General features: G+C 66.2%; 19 protein-coding genes. 14 read left to right on the top strand and 5 right to left on the bottom strand.

Features of this window, described 5'->3' with window-relative positions:
- The first annotated feature begins 68 nt into the window (after window positions 1-68).
- The 5 genes from accC to aat all read left to right on the top strand — a co-directional run bounded on the left by accC (window position 69) and on the right by aat (window position 5316).
- On the top strand, window positions 69-1418 hold the full coding sequence (gene accC, locus QQL28_RS24850) for an acetyl-CoA carboxylase biotin carboxylase subunit (protein WP_284269509.1): 1350 nt from the start codon (window positions 69-71) through the stop codon (window positions 1416-1418).
- 80 nt (window positions 1419-1498) lie between these two features.
- Entirely contained in the window at window positions 1499-3052 is a 1554-nt protein-coding gene (locus QQL28_RS24845) for a sensor histidine kinase (RefSeq protein WP_284269774.1), read from the top strand.
- The gene (locus QQL28_RS24840) at window positions 3049-3489 is read left to right on the top strand and encodes a response regulator (protein WP_284269507.1); all 441 of its coding nucleotides are present in this window, start codon (window positions 3049-3051) and stop codon (window positions 3487-3489) included. Before QQL28_RS24845 ends, QQL28_RS24840 begins: the two co-directional genes overlap by 4 nt.
- On the top strand, window positions 3486-4577 hold the full coding sequence (locus QQL28_RS24835) for a sensor histidine kinase (protein WP_284269506.1): 1092 nt from the start codon (window positions 3486-3488) through the stop codon (window positions 4575-4577). The genes QQL28_RS24840 and QQL28_RS24835 overlap by 4 nt, the downstream gene beginning before the upstream one ends.
- A gap of 61 nt (window positions 4578-4638) precedes the next feature.
- Entirely contained in the window at window positions 4639-5316 is a 678-nt protein-coding gene (aat, locus tag QQL28_RS24830) for a leucyl/phenylalanyl-tRNA--protein transferase (protein ID WP_284269504.1), read from the top strand.
- Window positions 5317-5442: 126 nt separating this feature from the next.
- Here aat and QQL28_RS24825 read toward each other — a convergent pair whose 3' ends face one another.
- On the bottom strand, window positions 5443-6498 hold the full coding sequence (locus tag QQL28_RS24825; protein WP_284269501.1) for a DUF2155 domain-containing protein: 1056 nt from the start codon (window positions 6496-6498) through the stop codon (window positions 5443-5445).
- A 242-nt stretch (window positions 6499-6740) separates the two neighbouring features.
- Between QQL28_RS24825 and QQL28_RS24820 the strand changes: the two genes are divergently transcribed.
- Both QQL28_RS24820 and QQL28_RS24815 read left to right on the top strand, forming a co-directional pair.
- Window positions 6741-7688 carry an alpha/beta hydrolase gene (locus QQL28_RS24820; protein WP_284269500.1) on the top strand — a complete coding sequence of 316 codons (948 nt, stop codon included), beginning with the start codon at window positions 6741-6743 and terminating at the stop codon, window positions 7686-7688.
- A 226-nt stretch (window positions 7689-7914) separates the two neighbouring features.
- A complete protein-coding gene (locus QQL28_RS24815; RefSeq protein ID WP_284269497.1) occupies window positions 7915-8916 on the top strand; it encodes a bile acid:sodium symporter family protein in 1002 nt (333 codons plus the stop codon).
- Window positions 8917-8955: 39 nt separating this feature from the next.
- On the opposite strand, the gene QQL28_RS24810 is transcribed toward QQL28_RS24815, so the two are convergent.
- Together QQL28_RS24810 and QQL28_RS24805 are read right to left on the bottom strand one after the other, a co-directional pair.
- Window positions 8956-9096 (bottom strand): hypothetical protein, encoded by a 141-nt coding sequence (locus QQL28_RS24810; RefSeq protein ID WP_284269495.1) that lies wholly within the window; start codon window positions 9094-9096, stop codon window positions 8956-8958.
- 144 nt (window positions 9097-9240) lie between these two features.
- Window positions 9241-10179 carry a GlxA family transcriptional regulator gene (locus tag QQL28_RS24805; RefSeq protein ID WP_284269493.1) on the bottom strand — a complete coding sequence of 313 codons (939 nt, stop codon included), beginning with the start codon at window positions 10177-10179 and terminating at the stop codon, window positions 9241-9243.
- 103 nt (window positions 10180-10282) lie between these two features.
- Between QQL28_RS24805 and QQL28_RS24800 the strand changes: the two genes are divergently transcribed.
- Window positions 10283-10969, top strand: a complete 687-nt coding sequence (locus tag QQL28_RS24800) for a DJ-1/PfpI family protein (RefSeq protein ID WP_284269491.1) — start codon at window positions 10283-10285, stop codon at window positions 10967-10969.
- A 349-nt stretch (window positions 10970-11318) separates the two neighbouring features.
- Here the strand turns inward: QQL28_RS24800 and QQL28_RS24795 are convergent, their stop codons facing one another.
- Complete coding sequence (locus QQL28_RS24795; RefSeq protein WP_284269490.1) at window positions 11319-11726, bottom strand: NADH:ubiquinone oxidoreductase subunit NDUFA12; 408 nt, start codon at window positions 11724-11726, stop codon at window positions 11319-11321.
- A gap of 233 nt (window positions 11727-11959) precedes the next feature.
- Here QQL28_RS24795 and QQL28_RS24790 point away from each other — a divergent pair, with 233 nt between their 5' ends.
- The 6 genes from QQL28_RS24790 to QQL28_RS24765 all read left to right on the top strand — a co-directional run bounded on the left by QQL28_RS24790 (window position 11960) and on the right by QQL28_RS24765 (window position 21639).
- Window positions 11960-12583, top strand: a complete 624-nt coding sequence (locus QQL28_RS24790) for a BA14K family protein (RefSeq protein WP_284269487.1) — start codon at window positions 11960-11962, stop codon at window positions 12581-12583.
- A gap of 224 nt (window positions 12584-12807) precedes the next feature.
- Window positions 12808-13218: a response regulator gene (locus QQL28_RS24785; protein ID WP_284269485.1), complete on the top strand. Its 411-nt coding sequence runs from the start codon at window positions 12808-12810 to the stop codon at window positions 13216-13218.
- On the top strand, window positions 13215-15467 hold the full coding sequence (locus tag QQL28_RS24780; protein ID WP_284269483.1) for a CHASE3 domain-containing protein: 2253 nt from the start codon (window positions 13215-13217) through the stop codon (window positions 15465-15467). Before QQL28_RS24785 ends, QQL28_RS24780 begins: the two co-directional genes overlap by 4 nt.
- A gap of 126 nt (window positions 15468-15593) precedes the next feature.
- Window positions 15594-16637, top strand: coding sequence for a medium chain dehydrogenase/reductase family protein (locus tag QQL28_RS24775; RefSeq protein ID WP_284269482.1), 1044 nt, complete (start codon window positions 15594-15596; stop codon window positions 16635-16637).
- Between the two features lie 527 nt (window positions 16638-17164).
- The gene (locus QQL28_RS24770; protein ID WP_284269480.1) at window positions 17165-18709 is read left to right on the top strand and encodes a hypothetical protein; all 1545 of its coding nucleotides are present in this window, start codon (window positions 17165-17167) and stop codon (window positions 18707-18709) included.
- Complete coding sequence (locus tag QQL28_RS24765) at window positions 18706-21639, top strand: AAA family ATPase (protein ID WP_284269478.1); 2934 nt, start codon at window positions 18706-18708, stop codon at window positions 21637-21639. Before QQL28_RS24770 ends, QQL28_RS24765 begins: the two co-directional genes overlap by 4 nt.
- Window positions 21640-21653: 14 nt before the next feature.
- On the opposite strand, the gene QQL28_RS24760 is transcribed toward QQL28_RS24765, so the two are convergent.
- Window positions 21654-22550, bottom strand: coding sequence for a DMT family transporter (locus QQL28_RS24760; RefSeq protein WP_284269473.1), 897 nt, complete (start codon window positions 22548-22550; stop codon window positions 21654-21656).
- Between the last annotated feature and the right edge of the window lie 153 nt (window positions 22551-22703).

The raw sequence follows: 22703 nt of genomic DNA, 5'->3' as shown, positions 1-22703 counted from the left end.
AGCGAATTGCGAATGGTTTTGCCGTTCACTACTCGCTATTCGCCACTCGCCATTCGCTGCAGGACACAATGTTCGACAAGATCCTCATAGCCAATCGCGGCGAGATCGCCCTTCGCATCCTGCGGGCCTGCAAGGAGCTCGGGATCGCGACCGTCGCCGTGCACTCCACCGCCGACGCCGATGCGATGCATGTCCGCCTCTCCGACGAGAGCGTGTGCATCGGGCCGCCGCAGTCGAAGGACAGCTATCTCAACGTTCCCGCGCTGCTCGCGGCCTGCGAGATCACCGGCGCCGATGCGGTGCATCCGGGCTACGGCTTCCTGTCGGAAAATGCGCGCTTTGCGGAAATCCTCTCCGAGCACAATCTGCATTTCATCGGCCCGAAGGCCGAGCACATTCGCCTGATGGGCGACAAGATCGAGGCCAAGAAGACCGCCAAGCGCCTCGGCATCCCCGTGGTGCCCGGCTCCGACGGCGCGGTCGGTCCCAATGACGATGCGATGGCGATCGCGAAGGAGATCGGCTTCCCCGTGCTGGTGAAGGCTGCCGCCGGCGGCGGTGGCCGCGGCATGAAGGTCGCGCACAGCGAGGCTGACCTCGTGCTGGCGCTGTCGACGGCTGCCAACGAGGCGAGATCCGCCTTCGGTGACGCGTCCGTTTACCTGGAAAAATACCTGCAGAAGCCGCGCCACATCGAGATCCAGATCCTCGGCGACGGCCGTGGCGGCGCGATCCATCTCGGCGAACGCGACTGCTCGCTGCAACGCCGTCACCAGAAGGTCTGGGAGGAAGGCCCCTCGCCCGTCCTCTCCGCAGCCGCGCGTGCCAAGATCGGCGAAACCTGCGCGAAGGCGATGCGCGAGATGAAATATCTCGGCGTCGGCACCATCGAGTTCCTCTACGAAGACGGCGAGTTCTACTTCATCGAGATGAACACGCGCATCCAGGTCGAGCATCCCGTCACCGAGAGCATCACCGACATCGACCTCGTGCTGGAGCAGATCCGCATTGCCGCCGGCGGCGACCTGCCGGCGAAGCAGGAGGAGATCCAGATCATCGGGCACGCGATCGAGTGCCGCATCAATGCGGAGAACCCGCAGACCTTTCGGCCCTCGCCCGGCCGGATTCTCCAGTACCACCCGCCCGGGGGTCTCGGCGTGCGGATCGATTCCGCGGTCTATCAGGGCTACACGATCCCGCCCTATTACGATTCCCTCGTCGGCAAGTTGATCGTGCACGGCAAGACGCGCACCGAGTGCCTGATGCGTCTGCGCCGGGCGCTGGATGAGATGGTGGTCGACGGCATCGAGACGACGCTGCCGCTGTTCCGCGCACTGGTGCGCGAAGACGCCATCATCAACGGCGACTACCACATCCACTGGCTGGAACAGTACCTGGCCGGCCAGTCCGGCAACTAGCAGCCCCCATCCTTCCCCTGCTATGGAACCGAACGCTGCTTGCGGCGTTATCGGCGGGTTTTCTGCACGGGGGAGTGGAGATTCTTAAGGTCGGAACGGGAATTGGCGTTACGCCTGACCTGAGACGGCGGCGCGCACTTTGGCAGATCCTGCTGTTCGCGGCGGGACTCCTGGTGCTGACGGTCATCAGCGCCGGCTCGGTCTACCTCGTCAACAAGGCGCGCGACGACAACGCCTCGGTCATTCACACCATCGAGGTGGAGAACCAGGTTCATGCACTGCTCCTCGAAATCCGGCGCGCCGAGAGCAGTGCGAGCGGATTTCTCCTCACGCGCGTGCCGGAAATCTGGACCGACCACCAGGCCGCGGTGGCGGCGATCGTGCCGCATCTCGACAGGCTCGCTGAGCTGACCAGAGATAATCCGGTGCAGGCAGAAAACGTCAACAAGCTGCGACCGGCGATCGAAGCCAGGCGCGACCAGTTCGCGCGCGAGATGAATTTCATCCAGCAGGGCGACTTCGCGAGCGCCACCGTGCTCGTGCGTGAAGCGGCCACCGGCAACACGACCGGCGCCATCCGCGACGCCGCGGATGCCATGCTCCGCGAGGAGCAGCGATTATTCGCACTCCGCTCGGCCAATGCCAACAACAGCCAGACGCTGGCAGCATCGCTGACCGGCGTCGGCTCCGGCCTCGTCGTGGTGCTCGCGCTGCTCTCGATCTGGCTGGTGCGGCGCTCGGCAGCCATCCGCGACGAGGCGGAGGCGCGCCTGCGCGATGCCAACCTCAATCTCGAGGCCACCGTCGACGAACGCACCGCAGACTTGCGCGAAGCCAACAACGAGATCCAGCGCTTTGCCTATATCGTGAGCCACGACCTGCGCTCGCCGTTGGTCAACATCATGGGCTTCACCAGCGAGCTCGAGGAATTGGGCAGCGACATCTTCCGGCGCATCGGCAGCCTCACCCACGTCCCGGCGGACGGTCCGTCGCTGGCGACGAACGAGCCGGCGGGAATCGCGCTGGAGGGGCCGGACAAGCAGCTCTCGCAGGACTTTTCCGAGGCGCTCGGCTTCATCAAATCCTCGATCGGCAAGATGGACCGCCTGATCTCGGCGATCCTCAACCTCACCCGCGAGGGCCGGCGCGAATTCGAGCCGGTCAGGATCGACACGGGCGAGCTGATCGAGGCGATCGTGACGACAGTAGCGCATCAGGCTGCCGAGGCGGAGGCCGTAATCCGCGTCGGCGAGTTGCCCGATATCGTGAGCGACCGGCTTGCGCTGGAGCAGATCTTCTCCAACCTGATCGACAACGCCATCAAGTATCTCAAGACCGGCGTTCCCGGCGAGATCGTGCTGCGCGGCCGCACCAAGCTCGGCTATGCGATCTTCGAGATCAGCGACAATGGCCGCGGCATCGACCCGAAGGATCACCAGCGCATCTTCGATCTGTTCCGCCGCGCCGGCCTCCAGGACAAGCCGGGCCAGGGCATCGGCCTTGCCCACGTCCGCGCGCTGGTGCGCCGGCTCGGCGGCACGATGTCGGTCTCCTCCGAACTCAACGTCGGCAGCACCTTCACGATAACGCTGCCGATCAAGTGGAACGTCAGCAAGCGGAACGCAGAACAATGACCCAGCCCGTCACCATCATCATGATCGAGGACGACGAAGGGCACGCCCGCCTCATCGAACGCAATATCCGCCGCTCCGGGGTAAACAACCCGATCTTGCCGTTCCGCAACGGCACGGACGCCACCCACTATCTGTTCGGCGCTGACGGCTCCGGCCTGGTCCAGAAAGGCAATGCCCTGCTGATCCTGCTCGATCTCAACCTGCCCGACATGACCGGGATCGAGATCCTGAGGCGGATCAAGGAGAACAAGCACCTGAAGGCCTCTCCGGTGGTTGTGCTGACCACCACCGACGACTCCCAGGAGATCAAGCGCTGCTACGAGCTCGGCTGCAACGTCTACATCACAAAGCCGGTCAATTACGAGAATTTTGCCAACGCGATCCGTCAGCTCGGGCTATTCTTCTCCGTCATCCAGGTCCCCTCAGCCGCAACATGAACCTGACCACGCCGACCCTGCTCTATATCGACGACGACGACGCGCTGGCGCGCCTCGTCGAACGCGGCCTCTCGCGCCGCGGCTACAAGGTCATGCATGCCGCGAGCGGCGAGGAAGGCCTCGAATGCATCCTGCGGGGCGGTATCGATGTCGTGGCGCTCGACCAGTACATGCCCGGCCTCGACGGTCTCGAGACGCTCGAACAGATCATGGCGATTCCGGATGCCCCGCCGGTCGTCTTCGTCACGGCGTCGCAGGATTCCAGCATTGCCGTCACCGCGCTGAAGGCGGGCGCAGCCGACTACCTCGTCAAGGACGTCAAGGGCGACTTCATCCCGCTGCTGCATGTCGCGGCCGACGGCGCGCTGCGCCAGGCCGAGCTCCAGAAGGCGCGCGAGGAGGCGGAAGCCGAAATCCACGCCTCGCGCGACCGCTACGCGGCGCTTGCCGCCGAACGCGAGATGTTGCTGCGCGAGGTCAACCACCGCGTCGGCAACTCGCTCCAGATCATCGCCTCGCTTCTGCATTTGCAGGCGAGCTCGGCCGGACAGGAGGAGGTCAAGGCCGCCCTGACCAATGCGATGGGCCGCGTCGCCGCGGTCGCGCAGGTGCACCGCCGCCTCTACACCTCGCAGGATCTGAAGAGCGTCGTCCTGAACCAGTATCTGGACTCCCTGCTCGAGGACCTCCGTCGCTCGGCCGAGGGCAACCGGATGTCGCGCCTGACGCTAAAGGCCGAGCCGATCGAGATCGATCCGGACCGCGCGGTCGCGGTCGGCATCATCGTCAACGAGCTCGTCATGAATGCGGTGAAATACGCCTACCCTGACGGCGCCGGCCCCATTCACGTCGAGCTGACCTCGCAGGGCGAGGATCTCGTGCTGTCGATCGCCGACAATGGCGTGGGCGACAATGCCAAGGCCGATCCGCGCTCGACCGGGATGGGCCAGCGCATCGTCGCGGCGATGGCCTCCAAGCTCGACGCTACCGTCGAACGCGATCCGGATCACGCCGGCACGAAGATCCTGCTGAAGTTCCGCCGCGTGCCCACGCCATCGAGCACGACGACCAACGCCGCCGCGAGCTGACGCCCGCAGCCTCGCATCGACCCCATCGCAAGGCTGCCACGATCCTGCTAATGTGCCGGGCATGACTGCGCGCGACTCCGCCTCGTCTGAAATCACCCCCGCCGTGCTGCTGCGGGCCTACGCCTGCGGCATCTTTCCGATGGCCGAGAGCGCCGATGATCCGACGCTGTTCTGGGTCGAGCCGGAGATGCGCGGCGTGATCCCGCTCGACGGATTTCGCGTCGCCTCGCGCCTTGCACGCACCGTGCGCTCCGATGTCTTTCGCGTCACCGTCAACGCCGCCTTCAAGGCGACGATCGCCGGCTGCGCCGCGCCGCAGGTCGGACGCGAGGACACCTGGATCAACAAGCGCATCCGCGACCTCTATGGCGGCCTGCACGAGCTCGGCCACTGCCACAGCGTCGAGGCTTGGCAGGGCGACGAGCTCGTCGGCGGGCTCTATGGCGTGAGCCTGGGACGCGCCTTCTTCGGCGAGAGCATGTTTCACACCGCGCGCGATGCCTCGAAGGTCGCGCTGGTGCATCTGGTGGCGCGCCTCATCCACGGCGGCTTCGAGCTGCTCGACACGCAATATGTCACCGAGCATCTGCGCAGCTTCGGGGCGACGGAGATTTCCAGGCGCCGCTATACCGCCCTGCTCGACAAGGCGCTGGCGGGCGATGCCGCCGATTTCCTGAAGTTGCCCGGGGACGCGATCCCGGGCGCGCACGCGCTCGAGATCATCGCCTCTCGGCAATAGAGCATGATCCGGAAAAGCGTGAAACGGCTTTCCCTCGCGACAAATGCGGAACGCGTTTGCGCGGAGATCATGCTCAAACAATAATCTAAAGCGCGATGATGATTCATCGCGCTTTAGGATTCTGGCCTACCGGCCGAAGCCCGGGAACGGGAAGAGGCTCGGCTGCTGTTGCGGCGACGGCGGAGGAGGCGGCGCCTGCTGCTGTTGCGGCGGCGGCTGCGGCGGACGTTGCTGCTGCTGCACGGCCTGCTTGGGTGCGGCCTTCTTCTGTGCCGGCGGCGGTGGCGTGGCCGGCTTGCTCCCCGGATCCGGCGCTGCTGTCGCAATCGTCTGCTGCGGCTCTTTGCAGTCGGTCAGCCAGATGTCGTAGATCGGGTGCTCGACGCCGTGCAGGCCTGGGCTTGCCGCGAACATCCAACCCGAAAAAATCCGCTTCACCTCGCCTTGCAGCGTGATCTCGTCGACCTCGACGAAGGCGTCGGTGTTGGCGGCTTCCGTCGCCGGTCGCGTGTAGCAGGCGTCGGTTTTGACGCGCAGCGCGCCGAACTGCACGGTCTCGCCGATCTCCTCGTCGAAATTGATGATGCGGCCGGTGATCTTGTCGAGGCCGGAGAAGGTCGCCTTCTTGTTCACGATCTTCTGCGCCGGCGGCTCCGTGACGACCTCATCGCCCGGCTGAAGGCTCGCCGGCGTCTGCGGCACGCCGTTCTGTGGTGTGCCCCTGGGTTGGCGCTGCCCGGGCGGCAAGCCCGGCAGCGCCGGATTGGCGCCCGGCTGCGGCGGTGGGCTTTGAGGGTTGGGCGGCGCGACCGCGATGGAGGGCTGCTGGTTCGGCGGCAGGACGGTGGTTCCCGGCGGCGGGGCCAAAGGCTGCGTCTCCACCGGCCCCGGCAGTGCATTGCCTTGGCGACGGTTCGGCGTCGGCAGCACGCGGCCCTGCGGCGGCAGCTCCGGCACCTCCTCATCGTCGTCGGGCATCTGCTGCTGCGGCGGCTGGTTGCCGCGCGGAATGCTTCCGGGCGGCCGCAGCGGCGGCGGATCGGAGAAAATGGTGCCAATCTGCGCCTGCGCCGGAGGCGAGACGGTCATCGCTGTGGCGGCAAACATCGCCGCAAGGCCGGTCAGGATCAGGTTTCGAGACATCTCGCGCGGCTTCAACAGCGAATCGGGTTTCTCGAGCATTGTACAGGGGGTTACGGCCGCTCGCAGACCCTCCGGTTAACACGCCGAATACGGCGGGGAAAGGGCGGGTTTCCCCCTCGCCCCCGCCCCCCGGCTGGCCAGACAGCCCATCAGGTGGGATAGTTGCATCGGCGGCCCCCTTTCCGGCGGGCTCTGACGGACCGCGGCTCCCCCCTCGTCCCAGGATGCTTCCGACAGACGAACCCCAGACGTCATCTGCAAATCGCTCGCAAGGCCTCCCCATGCCAGTCGTCCTCGATCCCGATGCCGCCGCCGTCTACAAGGCGTTCCTCGACGCTGGCCGCGCGCCTTATGAAACGCTGACCGCGGCGGAGGCCCGCGCGGATTATTCGCAAGCGCGCTTTGCGACCAATCCCGAGCCGCCAGAACTGGCGCGCGTCGAAGCGCTCGCGATTCCGGCGCCGCACGGCACGATCCCTGCCCGCCTCTACGTGCCGATGAAACTGCGCCAACGTGACGGTCTATCGCCGGCCCTGGCGTTCTTCCATGGCGGCGGCTGGGTGATCGGCGATCTCGACACCCATGACGTCGCAGCCCGCAAGCTCGCCGTCGAGGGCGAGCTGATCGTCATCTCCGTCGACTATCGCCTCGCGCCCGAGCACAAGTTTCCCGCCGCCGTCGACGACTCCATCGCAGCGACCCATTGGGTCGCCGCGAATGCAGGCGCGCTTGGCATCGATGCCGCGCGCCTCAGCGTCGGCGGCGACAGCGCCGGCGGTAATCTCGCCGCCGTGGTCGCCATCGCCGCCCGGGACGGCAATGGCCTCAGCCTCGCAGGCCAGGTGCTGATCTATCCCGCCGTCGACTTCGCGATGACGCACCCTTCGCACAGCGAGCCCGAAACCAGCCTGCTCCTCACCCATTCCGTCATCCGCTGGTTCCGGGACCATTATCTGAGCGGCGCCGCCGACGCGCACGACTGGCGCGCCTCGCCGGCCCGCGCCGGCACGCTCAATGGCCTGCCGCCGGCCTATGTGCTGACCGCCGGCGCCGATCCCTTGCGCGACGAAGGCCACGACTATGCAGAGCGCCTGAGGCAGGCCGGCGTGCCCGTCGCCTATCGCCACTTCCCCGGCCAATTCCACGGCTTCTTCACCATGGGCAAGCTGTTGCAGCAGGCCGATGTCGCGGCCGCAGAGATCGGCGCATGGTTGAGGGAGTTGGATTGAAGAGGATCTCGTAGATGTCGTAGCCCGCATGAGCGAAGCGACATGCGGGGACTTTGCATCTACAAGGACGCATCTGTCCCGGATATCGCTTCGCTCATCCGGGCTATAGCGCTTCGCAATGGACCGTAATCACTTGTGACTTTGAGCTGCGCAACAGTTGCTTCAAGAGTTCATCCTCACGTCGCCTTCCGCTTTCCTCCGAGGTGACACTCTCCTGGAAGTCAAAATGCTCCCGAGCCTGCAACGCACCTTGGCCGCTCCCGTGCGATGGCTGACATGGCTTGGCGACCAGGGCACCCGCGCGGTGGCGGCGCTGGTGCTGTTCGGAATCGCGATCCCGCCGCTCGGCGCGCTGCTGCGGCCTTTCGTGACGGAAGCGATCTTCCTGCTGCTCGTCATCTCCTTCATGCGTGTCGACCTCGCCGCGCTGCGCGCGCATCTGCGCCGGCCAGGGCTCATTGTCGCGGCAACCGCCTGGACGACCGTCGGCGTTCCCCTGATCTTTGGCCTCGCGGCGCATCTTACCGGCTTCGATGCCCGCTCGCCCGAGCTGTTCCTCGCCCTGATGCTCCAGGCCATCGCTTCGCCGATGATGGCCTCGCCCGCGATCGCGGCGCTGATGGGCCTCGATGCCACGCTGGTGCTGGTCACGCTGGTGACCTCCACCGCGCTGGTGCCGTTCACGGCGTCGCTGTTCGCCGCACTCTTCCTTGCCGGAACGCTCAGCCTCTCCCCGCTTGCGCTCGGCGCAAAACTGCTCGCGATCCTCGCGGGATCGCTCATGGTCGCAACCGTGATCCGCTGGCTGTTCGGCGCAGACGCGATTCAGCGTCACCGCCGGCCGATCGACGGCGTCAACATCGTCATCCTGCTCGTCTTCGTCGCGGCCGTGATGGGCAATGTGATCGCCGACTTCCTCGCCAATCCCCTGCTGTCGATCGCCATTGCGCTGCTCGCCTTCGCGATCTTCTTTGCGCTGCTGATCGTCACGACGCTGCTGTTCCGCCGCATCGGCTACGAGCAGGCGCTCGCGCTCGGTTTGATGGTGTCACAGCGCAATCTCGGACTGATGCTCGCGGCGACTGCGGGCGCGCTGCCCGGCATGACCTGGCTCTATTTCGCGCTCACCCAGTTTCCCTACTACCTCGCGCCCCAGATGCTGACGCCGATTGCAAGGCGCTTGACGTCGCAAGCCGCCGGCGCCGCGGCGGCCGGCAGCGCGCCTTAGCGCACGATGAATCATCATCGCGCAGCTCTTCATCTTTGATCACGAAAACAGAAAGGTCCCAATCAGCAGGCCCGCAGCAAAAGCGAGAAGCCCGAGGGTGCTGGCTGAAACGATGCGGATGAGGATACGAACCTGCTCGTCGTATTCTTCTTCCGCGGTCTTGTGGGACTGAGCCGCCATTGCAACTGCCCTGCCATCGCCCGGATTTCTCCGAGTGTACGCTGGAAATCATGGTCAAGGCGAGGCATTTTGGCCCTGCCACAATGCCCTGTTCGTGATCTGGCGGGCATTTCGGCTGCGTTTCGCACCTTTTTGGATCGCGTGCTAACCCGCGCGCGCCGCCCGCCGCAGCGATTGCGGCGGCTGGCCGAAGGCGCGGATAAAGGCGCGGCGCATCCTCTCGGGGTCGCGGAAGCCGGTCGACTGCGCGACGAGCTCGATCGCTTCGCTCGATGACTGCACGCGCTCGCGCGCCACCTCGACGCGCAAGCGCTCGATCGCCTTCGACGGCGTCGAGCCGGTCTCGGCGGCGAACGCGCGCGCAAAATGCCGCGCGCTCATATTGGCGCGCTCGGCGAGATCCTCGACCGTGAGCGGCGTATCGAGGTTCTCGCGCGCCCAGGCGAGCAGCGGTCCGAAGCGGCCGTTCGGCGCCTTCAATTCCAGGAGTGAAGAGAATTGCGACTGTCCACCGCTGCGGCGATGGTACAGCACGAGCTGACGCGCGGTGTCCTGTGCGACCGCCTCGCCATGATCCTGCGTCACCATCGCGAGCGCGAGATCGATGCCGGCGGTGATGCCGGCCGACGTCCAGACATCGCCGTCGCGGGTGAAGATCTGGTCCGGCTCGAGCTTCACCTTGGGATAGCGCGCGACGAAATCGCGCGTGCGGCCCCAATGCGTGGTCGCGCGCTTGCCGTCGAGCAAACCAGCCTCCGCGAGCACATAGGCACCGGAGCAGACGCTCGCGACGCGCACGCCGCGCCGGGCCAACCGCTGCACGAACGCAAGCGTAGCCGGACAGCGCGCTGCACCCGCCACGCCCTCGCCGCCCGCGATGATCAGCGTGGTGACCGCATTTGCCGATTTGAAATCGCGCGCCATCATCTCAACGCCGGACGAGCTGCGCACCGGCCCCGCGTTCAGCGCCAGGACGCGGATGACAGGCGCTTTTTTCGTATAGCGCGACGCAATCTCGAACACCGAGATCGGCCCGGCCGCATCGAGCAACTGGAAATCGGGAAAGATCAGGACGCCGATCATGGGCCAAGTCCAAAGGTTATGTCCGAAAACGAGGGAATTATGCCATTTCTGACGGAAGAGCATCATGGCATCGTCAGCCCGTCAAGCTGATTTGGAGGCTCCCGTGTCGTCACCGCTCAGAATCGGATGTCTGGTTTTTCCGCGCGTCACCCAGCTCGACCTCACCGGGCCCGTGCAGGTGTTTTCCTCCGTGCCCGGCGCCGAGGTGCATCTGATCTGGAAACGGATCGAGCCTGTCCCGAGCGATTCCGTGCTGACGCTGACGCCGACCACGACCTTCGCCGATTGCCCGCAACTCGACGTGATCTGCGTGCCCGGCGGTTTCGGCACCGATGCGCTCGTCAATGACGAGGAGGTGCTGGACTTCCTGCGCAAGCAGGCCGCGGGCGCCAAATACGTCACCTCCGTGTGCACGGGATCGCTGGTGCTCGGCGCAACCGGCCTGTTGAAGGGTTATCGCGCCGCCACCCATTGGAGCGCAACGGAGGTGCTGGCGCTGTTCGGCGCAACACCGACAAGGACGCGCGTCTGCATCGACCGCAACCGCATCACCGGCGGCGGCGTCACGGCCGGGATCGATTTCGCGCTGACACTGGTCTCGATCCTGGTCGACCGCACCATGGCGGAAGCGATCCAGCTCCGTCTCGAATACAATCCGGCACCACCGTTCAACGCGGGCTCGCCGGAGACGGCGCCCGCCGAAGTGCTCGCGCTGATGAAGGAGCGCATCGCACCCTCGCAGGCACGCCGCATCGAGGCCGCCAAGCGCGCCGCGGCCAGGGTGATGTGAAAGTCGCAACAGAAAAAGGCCGCCAGGTTTCCCGGGCGGCCTTTCCTGTCTTACGACAGCTGCACATTCAAACGGGCGATTTCGGAGCTTCCAGATCGGGGGCCTATCTCCCGATCGAGTCCTGTTCGGCAGCCGCTGCATTTCGGGACAGTCGCGAACTGTTGCCCGAACCGTACGCGATGGTCTCCCATCTCCGTAAGATGGGTTCATTGAGCCGCATCGCTCGCGGAAGCGCAACGGCCGCGCATGCGGCGTCCCCGCTGTTCCCGTTGTTCACAGCGTCGATAGCTGGATGCGAATGCATCCAGCGCCCAATATCTTCGGAAATTGGATCTGCGGAATTGCCGGTTTAGCCGGGCGTCCAGGGCTGGTAGTCGCCGGTCGCCTTGGGGCGCTTGCCGCTCGCGAGCGTCGAGCCGGGAGGCCGGTAGGCCTTTGACGTGCCGGTCGGGTTCGGCTGGTGCGGCTTTTCCCACTCGCGCGGCTTGTAGTTGAGCTCGGTCGGCGGCACGTCGACGACATGATGGATCCAGCCATGCCAGCCCGGTGGCAGCCGGCTCGCCTCGGCATAGCCGTTGTAGATCACCCAGCGCCGCTCGAAGCCGAGCGTCGGATCGATCGCGCCGCCGCGGGTGCGGTAGTAGCGGTTGCCCTGCTCGTCCTCGCCGACCAGCTCGCCGAACCGCCAGGTCCAGAGCTGCGTGCCAAAGGTCTGGCCGTTCCACCAGGTGAAGAGCTTGAGGAAGAATTGTTTCATGCGGCAAGGGCCCTGCTTCGTCGGGTCCTGATGCCATCCGGAAGCGGACTTGTCCAGTTGCCGCACCGCGGGTGGGACATCCGAAATGCGCTGATCCGCCGCAGAGCGGACGCGATCCGTTCATGCCGGGTACAGACGCGGGCTGGAATCCTGTGCTTCCCACGCAAACCTCGCGGGCGCCCCGGAACCACTGCCCGTTTGAGCGGTTTGAATCCGGGATCAAGGAGCCGAATATGAACAATCTCAGAGTTTTGAGCGCGGCCGCAGCGCTGGCGCTGGTCTTGCCGCTGGCGACCCCGTCCGTCAGCTTCGCTCAATCCCGCGTTGGCGGGGGCGGCGGACACGCCATTGGCGGCGGTGGCGGCGGCGGGCATGCCTCGTTCGGCGGCGGCGGTGGAGCCCGGATAGGTGGCGGCAATTTCGGCGGCGGTGCCGCCGCATTCCGCGGTGGTGGCGGCGGCGGCAATTTCGCAGCCGCCGGAGCTGTGCGGCCCGGCGTTGCCGCGCCGGCCTTCAGCGGCGGCAGCCGTGTCGTTGCCGGTACTCCATCCGGCAACTGGAACGGCGGCAACTGGCATGGCGGCGGTTGGCGCCATCGCGGTGGCGGCTTCTGGCCCGGCGTCGCTGCTGGCGTCGCGATCGGAGGGCTGGGGTCGTACGCCTATTACGGCGGCGGCCCGTACTACGACGACTCCTACTACAACGATGACTATTACTATGACCAAGGTCCTGGCGTTGCGGTCGTGCCCGACACCGGCGGAGATTCCGCAGCCTATTGTGCCCAGCGCTACAGGTCCTACGACCCCGCGTCAGGTACTTATCTCGGCTATGACGGCCTGCGGCATCCTTGCCCGTAGAGTTAGTTGCATCGTTCCAATTTAATCGAAAAGGCGCCGCTCTCACGCGGCGCCTTTTTGACGCTTCGTTTCGCGCTGTGCGGGCTTTCACACGAACGCCACACATCGTGCGTTTTATGCACCGCACCGTGCATATCTGTCCCGATCCAATCCAAAATTGACCCGATCCACGATTCGCCTATATCAGCAAAGCTAATGGGGACTTCGATTGGTTAGGCAGAGTCATGCCGCGTATTCTCGTGGTTGATGACGATCCGATGGTCGGCGCGACCATCGAGGTCCTCCTCCAACGCCAGGGCTTCGACGTCACGTTAACTGACGGCGGCGAGACCGGGCTCGCTGCGCTCGAGGCGCAGAGCTTCGACGCGATGCTGGTCGACATCTTCATGCCGCATATGCGCGGCTTCGAGTCGATCCGCGTCTTCCATGAGCGTGCGCCGACGATCCCACTGATCGCGATGTCAGGCTACGCCTTTGCCTCATCCGCATCGCCCTCACCCGATTTTCTCCGCATGGCGCTCGAGCTCGGCGCGACGCGCTGCCTGCGCAAGCCGTTCACGCCCGAGACGCTGCTGACTGCGATCAAGGAATGCCTCAACGAGGCGACGTCGGTGAAGGACAACAAATCCCCTTGATTGCCTCGCAGCGCGTAATTCTCGGTGCCGGACTTGCCATCCTCCTGATCATCACCGCGGCCTCGATCGGACTCGACGTCAAGTCGCGGTCTGATACGTCATGGGTCAATCAAACCGTCGGGACGCTGAACAAGATCTCGGACCTGCGCCTGCTCGTCCGTCGCGCCGAAAGTGCGGCGCGCGGCTATGAGATCTATCGCAGCCCGGCCTTCAATGACGAGTTCCAGGCGACGCGCGGGGCCATCGCGCCTGCGCTCCGTGATCTCAAGCGCGCGCTCCGTGACAATCCTGATCAGGTCGCGCTGCTGGAGGGCACCGAACCGCTGATTCTACGCCGGCTCGATATCGCGGCCGAAGCGATGCGGCTGCGCGCCGCCAACGACGAGGCCGGCATCGCCGCGCTCCAGGGCAAGGCCGAAGGCCGTGGCATGATGGAGGCGGTGACCGCAAATCTCGACCGGCTGACCGCGGAGGAAGAAGGGCAACTCGCCGCCCGCGCGGTGGAGTCGCGCCGCACCGGCATCGTGCTCCTCGGGATCGACATCGTCGGCGCCGTCGTCATCCTGTTGCTGGCCGCTCTCCTGCTGCGCGAGACCCGGCGCACCAGCGTCGCGCTGCGAAGCTCGCTGTACGAGACAAGGGCCGCCAACGAGGCGCTGGAGGCGGCCGTTGCGGAGCGCACCGAGCACCTCGTCACCACCCACGACGAGCTCCGCCTCTCGGTGAACGTGCTGCAAAGCACCTTCCACAGCATGGCGGAAGCCGTGCTCGTCATCGACAAGGACTGCAACGTCCTACTGTCGAATCCCGCCGCGGAACGCATCCTGCTGCATCGGGCCGGGATGAACCTGACGAGCCTGCGCGAGATGTCGGACGTGTTCCACGGCGACGGCGTGACGCCGCTGAGGCAGGAGGATCTCCCGTCGGCGCGCGTGCTGCGCGGCGACGAGTTCGAAGAGATGGAGATGATCGTCCGCCCGCACAGCGGCCATCCTACCCGCCATCTCCTCATCAGCGGACGGCCGATGCGCGATGCGCAAAAGGCGATCTCCGGCGCCGTGCTGGTCTATCACGATGCGACCATCTCGCGCGAGACCGAGCGGCAGCTCCAGCAGTCGCAGAAGTTGGACGCCATCGGCAAATTGACCGGCGGCGTCGCGCACGACTTCAACAACATGCTGACCGTGATCTCGGGCAATACCGAGACGCTGGTCGGCAGTCTCAAGGAACAGCCCGAGCTCCAGCGCGTGGCGCGGCTGATCGACGATGCCGCCCAGCGCTGCGCCGAGTTGATCCAGCACCTGCTCGCCTTCGCCCGCAAGCAGCCGCTGGAGCCGCGCAACGTCGACGTCAACGCGGCCATCACCGATATCGCAAAGCTCCTGCGCCCCACCCTCGGCGAGCAGATCCAGATCGAGACCGCGCTCGAACAGGGGCCGATGACCTTCCACATCGATCCGTCACGGCTGACCAACGCCGTGCTCAACATGGCGATCAACGCCCGCGACGCCATGCCCGATGGCGGCAAGCTGCTGCTCGAGACCCGCCGCGTGACGCTGGACGAGGCCTATGCGCAGGCCAACCCGGACGTCACGCCCGGCGCCTATGTGATGCTCGCGGTCAGCGACACCGGCACCGGCATGCCGCCCGACGTGCAGGAAAAGGCTTTTGAGCCTTTCTTCACCACCAAGGAGGTCGGCAAGGGCTCGGGGCTCGGGCTGTCCATGGTCTACGGCTTCGTCAAGCAATCCGGCGGTCACATCAAGATCTACAGCGAGGCCGGCCACGGCACGACCATCAAGCTCTATCTGCCGCCCGGCGAAGGCGCGAGCGAGACGGCGGCCAGCGCGGCCGCTCCGGCGACCGGCGGCGTTGAGACCATCCTGGTCGTCGAAGACGACAATCTCGTGCGCAACTTCGTCACGGCGCAGCTGCAGGGCCTCGGCTACAAGACCATCGCCGCCGTCGACGGCCGCGCCGCGCTCGCCCTCGTCGACCGCGGCGAGCCGTTCGACCTCCTGTTCACCGACGTCGTCATTCCCGGCGGCATGAGCGGACGCCTGCTGGCGCAGGAAGTCGAAAAACGCCGGCCGGGTGTCAGGGTGCTCTACACGTCCGGCTATACCGACAACGCCATCGTCCACCAGGGCAAGCTCGACGAAGGCGTGCTGCTGCTGACAAAGCCCTATCGCCGCAACCAGCTCGCCGAGATGATCCGGCTGGCGCTCGGCAAGGAGAAGGTGAGCTAGCGCGAGCGGGATTGATCTGCATCAACTACAGGGCCAGGTTCCGGGCCGATCGTAGTTGGCATGCATTGTGGTACGAAACCACCCTCCTGATCCGCTTGTCGCGTGTGAGATTGCAAGGATCGGCATGTGAACGACCTGCGCAACCGCGTTGTCCAGCTTCGGCGCTTCGGCGGTCCCGAGCAACTGGAAGTGGTCGACGCTCCCCTGCCGGAGGCAGGTCCAGGTGAGGTGCGGGTCCGCGTCCTCGCCTCAGGGCTCGAGTACACCGATACGCTGATCCGGCGCCATCTCTACCCGCAAACTGCTTCCCGCCGCCCACCGTTCGTCATGGGCTACGATGTCGTCGGGGAGATCGATCAGCTCGGTGACCGCGTGAGCGAATTTAAGCTTGGCGACCGTGTGGCCGACATGACAGTGCTCGGGTCGAATGCTGCCTATCGCACGCTCCAGGCGAGCCATTTGACCCCGGTGCCGGCTGGCCTTGACGCGGCGGAGGCCGCTACGCTGATCCTGAGCTGGATGACCGCATACCAGCTCCTGCACCGCGCCGCGAAGGTACAGCCGGGACAGCGCGTGCTGGTGCACGGAGCTGCCGGTGCCGTCGGTCAGGCGCTGCTCGTGCTCGGCGGCATGGCCGGCCTTCAACTGTGGGGCGGTGCCTATGGGAAGCACGCCGCCCTGATCCGCGAGCTCGGGGCCACGCCGATCGACTATCAGCGCGAAGACTTCACGCATGTCCTGCCTGGCGGGTTTGACGTCGTCTTCGACGGCATCGGGGACGACGGATATCGCCGCTCGTTCGCGGCGCTCAGGCGCGGTGGCCTGCTCTGCGCTTATGGCTACTCGGCGGGCGTCCAGGATCAGCGGCGCATGACCACGATGCTGATGTGGATTGCGCGCCTGTATCTTTGGAGCTGGTTGCCTGGCGGCAAGCGGGCATTCTTCTATTCCATCAACGCGATGCGGTTGCGACATCCCGGATGGTTCACGGAAGATCTGAAACGCCTGTTCGCTCTGCTGGCGAGTGGCGCCATTCATCCACGTGTCGCCGAGCGGATCTCGCTGGATGAGGTCGTTGAAGCGCATTGGCGCCTCGAAGCCGGCGGCCTCGAGGGCAAGCTCGTGCTGTGCCCGGATCTCTCGTCGCCACGCGACCAGCGTGCCGCCTGACACGGCGCATCAGAAATACGCTGATTTGGGAATCCCAAATCGATTCAGCCTAACCCCCATCCCAATCTAAAGCGCGATGAGATTAGGATGAATCGTCATCGCGCTTTAGGTTGTTGTTTGCGCATGATCTTTCCGGAAAACCGCTTCACACTTTTCCGGATCATGCTCTAGCCCCGCTACGACGCCCGCCCCTAAGCGCCGAATTGTGAAAGGCGTCACATGTCTTCCGGTAATCCCATGCTACGCCTCGTGTGCCGGGGTCACCCTATTTGTTTCTGAATGTGTCAATCGTCCCGGCAAGGCCGTTTCGGCAAAGATTCAAAACATCTGCAAATTCCAAAGTTCTGCAAAATTCAATGGCGGCCTCTGCCGGCACGCTTGCGCAAACGGCATCTCCGGGTCAGATTGATCGCCTGCAGGAATGCGCGCTTGAGTAGCGGTGCCGCTGGCACGAGGGGGTGCACATGCCGCGATCTGGGTCTCGGTCGAGTTGGGCGGTCGTCGCCACAGCCGCCACGGCATTAACGTTGGAACTTGCACTGTTATCTGCGCTCCTGCCCGCGACGGCAATCGCCGCAGACGCGCCCGATCCGTTCGCCTCCAATTTCGGCGTCTACCCGCCGCCGGACTCCAACCCGCCGCCGTTCGAAGGGCCCTACAAGTTCCGCAAGCTGAGCCACGACTATCCCGCGCAGCCGCCGGAGCGGTCGTGGCGCGACATCAAGCCGAAGGGCCCCATCACCGTGGCCAACGCCGCCGACTACATGGCGCGGCTGAAGGACTATGTCACGCCGTCGCTGCGCAAGATGATCGAGGCGCCCGCGCAATGGGATCCGGCGTCGAACGGCTGGTACGACATGCCCTGGATGGGGCCGGCGGACTCAGCCGGCGATTACGACAGCGGGCGCGATCCGATCCTGGGTGCATTCACCGGGCAGATCATCCTCGCCGCCAGCGAGACCAACAGCGGGCTCAAGAGCGACACCGAAAACCACACCATCGTCTATTACGACCGCATGGCGGCGACGATGCTGGACAAGATTTGGAAGGACGTGGGCAAGCCCGTTGTCGATGCCGCGAGCTTTCCCGAGGGCGGGCTCGTGGTGAAGGCCGGAGGCGTGGCGGCCACGCCGGCCGACTGGCCGGTGGTCGATGGCGCCGCGATCTGGCGCGTATATCGGCCGCCGCTCAAGGAGATCCTCGACCATCGCCTGCACGGCTCGAACGCGCCCTACACGCTGCAAGTGACGGATCTGCGCGTGATGCAGTTCGACATCATCGTCAAGGACACCGACGCGGCGCCGGAGACGGGCTGGGTGTTCACGACCTTCGTCTACGACAAGGATGCACCAAAGGGCACCGGCGCCTGGGACCAGCTCGTGCCGCTCGGCGCCGTCTGGGGCAACGATCCGCAATTCGATCATTATCCGGATGGTCATCCGCCCGGCACGGCGCTGACGCAGTTCTGGCACAATCCGAAGGCGCCTGCCTATACCGAGGCCACCCTCGGATGGGGCGGGCGCATGTCGGGGCCGATCGACATCGCCCAACGCCACGGCGTGATCCTGGTGGAGGGCGTGCAGCGCGGCCAGCTCAAGACCGACGCCGATTGCGACTCGCCGGACATCAAGCACACCAACGTCCCCGGCGGCTTCCACGCATCCGCCTGCCTGAGCTGCCACGGCACTGCCCAAAGCTCGACCCCGGCGCGAATGTATCCCTCGCCGATCATCGCCTCGCTGCCGCCGGACGGAAAGCCGTTCTATCTTTACACCCCAGGCGGCCCGCAATGGGCCCAATGGTATCAGAACCGCGCGGGCGACCAGCCGCAGAACCTGTTGCCCGCGCTGCTGTTGCCGGCGGCCGTCTCCAACGCGAGCATGGCGGCGCTGCCATTCGTGCGCCTCGCGCCGAACCCTGCGACGCCAGTCGATCCGCAGGCGATCCAGCGCGCCCTCACGCAGGCACCGCGGGGGCTCGACTATGACATGCTCCTGATGTTCGCCATCGGCACCGCGCAGCAGAGCAGCCAGGGCTTTACCCTGCTGCCGAAACGGACACCGGTCCATTGACCGGCTTCTGCACCGAGTGCGGCACGCCGCTCGGCGAGGGCGTCAAGTTCTGCGGTGCCTGCGGCACGCGGGTTACGCAGGCGAAGCAAGTGACGGTCCGGCTTGCGCTCGGCGAACGCCGCAGCATGACCGTCCTGTTCGCCGATCTCGTCGGCTCGACCCAGATGATCGATGGGCGCGATCCCGAAGAGCTGCTCGACGGCCTCGCCGCCTATCGCATGGCCATCCGCGAGACCGTCGATGGCTTCGGCGGCTTCATCCTGCATCACCTCGGCGACGGCGTGGTGGTCTGCTTCGGATACCCGATCGCCAATGAGGACGCGGCCGAGCGCGCGGTCCGCGCCGGTCTCGCCATCGTCGACAAGGTCGCGCAGCTTGCGCCTGCGGTCGCGGGCTCGCCGCTTCAGGTCCGTGTCGGCATCGCCACCGGCGTGATCGTTGGGCAAGGCAATGCCGCGACCGCGCGCATCGAGGACAATTTCACCGGCGCGGCCCTCAACGTTGCCGCACGGCTGCAATCGCTGGCCGCGCCGGGCGAGGTCATCATGGCGCAGTCGACCGCGCGCCTGGTCGAGGGCATGTTCGAGGCGCGCGCGCTCGGGCCGCAGACCCTCAAGGGTTTCGCCGAGCCGATCGCCGCGTTCGTGCCCACCGGCATCCGCGCCGGCCGCAGCCGCTTCGAGCGCCGGCTCGAGATCGCCCGCGCTCCACTCATCAATCGCCATGTCGAGCGCGATGCGCTCAGGCGCCTGTTCGACGCGGCGTGCGGGGGCGCGGCGCAGTTCATCAATCTCGTCGGCGAAGCCGGCATCGGCAAGTCGCGCCTTGCTCACGTGCTGGACGAAACCGCGCCCGACGCCGCGTTCCAGACCGTCAACCTGCAATGCAACGCGGCGCTCGCCAATACCGTGCTGCATCCCCACATCGATCTGCTGCAGCGGCAGTGCGGCATCGCGGCCCATGACGAAGACGGTGTGCGACTACAGAAGCTGCGTGCCTATCTCGCCGGCCGGCCGGCCACCGACCCCAACGCGCCGGCGCTGCTCGCGAGCCTGCTCGGCATCGCCGGCGAGGATGTGCCGCCGGTCCGCATGAGCCCGCCCGAGCAGCGCGCGCGCACGCTCGCAATCCTCCAGGAGCTCATGGTTGCGCAGGCGCGGGAGAAGCCGCTGGTCGTCGTCTATGAGGATCTGCACTGGGCCGATCCCACCTCGCTCGATTTCCTCTCCGGCTTCGTCGAGGCAAATCCCGCGGCGCCCCTGATGATGATCGCGACCACGCGGCCCGGATCGCGGCTCGAATGGGCCGAGCGCGGGACCGTCACCACGCTCGCGGTCGAGCGGTTGACGGCAGACGATTCCTCCCGCTTTGCCGAAGCGATCGGGCACGATCTCGGGCTGTCGCCCACCGACGTGTCGCGCATCGTCGCGAAGACCGACGGCGTGCCGCTGTTCGTCGAGGAGATGACGCGCATGATGCTGGAGTCGCCGGAGCGCATCCGCCGCGGCGACCTGCCCGAAACCCTCTCCGACCTCTTGACCGAGCGGCTCGACCGGCTCGGGCCGGCGCGGCGCGTGATCCAGGTCTGCGCCGTGATCGGGCGCGAGTTCGCGCCCGCGCTGCTCGCCGCTATGATGGAACAGCCCCTTGAAGAGCTCAATGAGCCCCTGCAGGCGATCCTCGCCTCCGGCCTGGTTGGCCAGGGGCCGGGCGAGAACCTCAGCTTCAAGCACGCGCTGATCCAGGATTCCGCCTACGCCTCGCTGCTGGCGCGGCCGCGGCGCGAGCTGCACGAGCGTGTCGCGCAGCGGCTGATCTCGGACTTCACTGAGATCGCCGAGCGCGAGCCTGAGCTCGTCGCCCGCCATCTCACTCTCGGAGGCAAGCCGCATGCAGCCGCGGGATGGTGGCTGCGCGCTGGCGGCGCCGCGATCGGGCGCGGCAGCGCGCAGGAGGCAGCGGCGCTGTTGCAGGCAGGTCTCGATGCGCTCGCCGACCAGCCCGACGACGAGGCCCGCCGGCGCGAGGAGCTCGGCCTGCTCGCCGTGCTCGGCCCGGCTCAGATGGTGATGAAGGGCCCCGGCAGTCCCGACTTCGGCGCCGTGCAGCGGCGCGCCTACGACACCTGCCGCGCGCTGCCCGACGCGCCATCGTTATTCCGCATCACCTATGGCCTTGCGCTGTATCACTGGGGGAAGGCGGAATTTGCGACCGCGCTTCCGCTCGCGCTCGATGCGATGAAGGCCGACGACCCCTCTGAAGAGCACAGGCTCGCGGCCGGCAACATGAACGGCATGATCCGCCTGCATCTCGGCGACGCGATGGAGGCGCGCAACCGCTTGGGCGAGACGGTCGGGCTTTACCGGCCGGAGCGCCACGCGCCGCTCTATCCGCATTACATGATGGATTTCGGCGTGTTCGGCCGCTTCTATCTCGGCATCGCCTGCGCGATGACGAGCGCGGGCGATGTCGGCGCGACCCATGCGCGGGATGCGGTGCAGCTTGCGGAGGCGCTCGGCCAGCCGCATTCACGCGGCTTTTCCATGCTCGCCAATTTCATCGTCGCGATGCTGCGCAGCGACGTCGCGACCGCCCGCGACTGGGCGACGCGCTGCCGCCCGTTCTGCGTCGAGATGGGCTTTCCGGAATTCGTCGCCTTCGCCGACGTCGCACTCGGCTGGGCCGACATCCAGGACGGCGCGGTCGAGAGTGGCCTTGCGCGCCTCGACGAGGGCATCGCCACCTGGAAGGCCACGGGGTTCGAGACCTGGCAGACCTGGTTCGGTGCGCTCCGCGCGCAGGCACTGGTCAAGCTCGGCCGCCACGACGAGGCCCGCGCTGAGGTCGCTGAACAGGAGCGCCGCGCGGTGCAGAACGGCGAACGACTGTTTGCACAATATTTGGCGGACGCTGTGCCGTCGCCGCCGTGAATGGCAGGGGTAAGCTATCGCGTCGCCAGCACGACGCCGGCTAGCGTGAAGATGAGGGCTGCGATCTGGCCCGGGCCGAGCGGCTCATGAAGCGCGAGCGCCGAGGTCACGACGCCGATCACGGGCACGGCCATGGTGCCGATCGCGGCGACCGAGGCCGGCAGGCGCGACAGCGCGGCGAACCAGCTGACATAGGCGATGCAGAACTGGCCGACGACGGAATAGACCAGCAAGCCCCAGCCGACCAGCGTCACCTGCGACAGATGCGTGGTCTCCAGCGCAAGGCCCACGATGGCAACCGGCAGGCAGCCGAGGCCGATCTGCCAGGCCGCCGCCGTGATCGGCGGCAGATGGATCGGATACTTCTTCGAGGTCACCGTGCCGACCGCAAAGCCGATCGCTCCGGCGAGCGCCATGACGATGCCCGGCAGCTTCGCCACGCTTGCGGAGACGCCGTTGCCACCCATGATCGAGGCGAGCCCGGCAAAGGCCATCACCAGCGCGATGGTGCGAAGGAGCGTCGGCCGCTCCCCGAGCACCGGCCAGGCAAAGAGCGAGGCCCACACGGGCATGGTGTAGGCGATCAGCGCCGCCTCGCTCGCCGGAAGCCACAACAGCGCCAGCCCCATCAGCACCATCCAGCCGGTGACGTTGAGGAGAGCCGCGACCAGAAGCCGCGGCCAGATCGCGGGCGCGATCTGCAGGCTGTCGCGGCGGATCACGGCGAGGACTGCGAGCAACAGCGCGCCGAGCACGCCGGTGACGCCGCGCAGAGTCAGCGGCGGCAGTTCGGAGAGCAGGAACTTGGTCACCGGCCAGTTGAAGCCCCAGCCCACCGAGGTGATGGCGAGGAACATCAGGCCGGCCGGGGCGATGCGCGTCCGCATCCCCCGTCTTGTCGAATCATGCATGCGGTAACCCGGCGGAAACGGCCCCACCTTGGCGCGGTTCGGCGCCGCCGACCACCACCCTAGCGGGCATGCCTGCCCTCACCTTCCGTAGCAATACGTGAGTCCTGCTGACGCAAGCCTCGAGGCAAAAATAAACCCGCCCTGTGAACAGCG

This window comes from Bradyrhizobium iriomotense (genome assembly GCF_030160715.1).
Lineage (GTDB): Bacteria > Pseudomonadota > Alphaproteobacteria > Rhizobiales > Xanthobacteraceae > Bradyrhizobium > Bradyrhizobium iriomotense.
The sequence above is the reverse complement of the archived record's forward strand: the minus strand, read 5'-3'. Positions and strand labels throughout refer to the sequence as shown.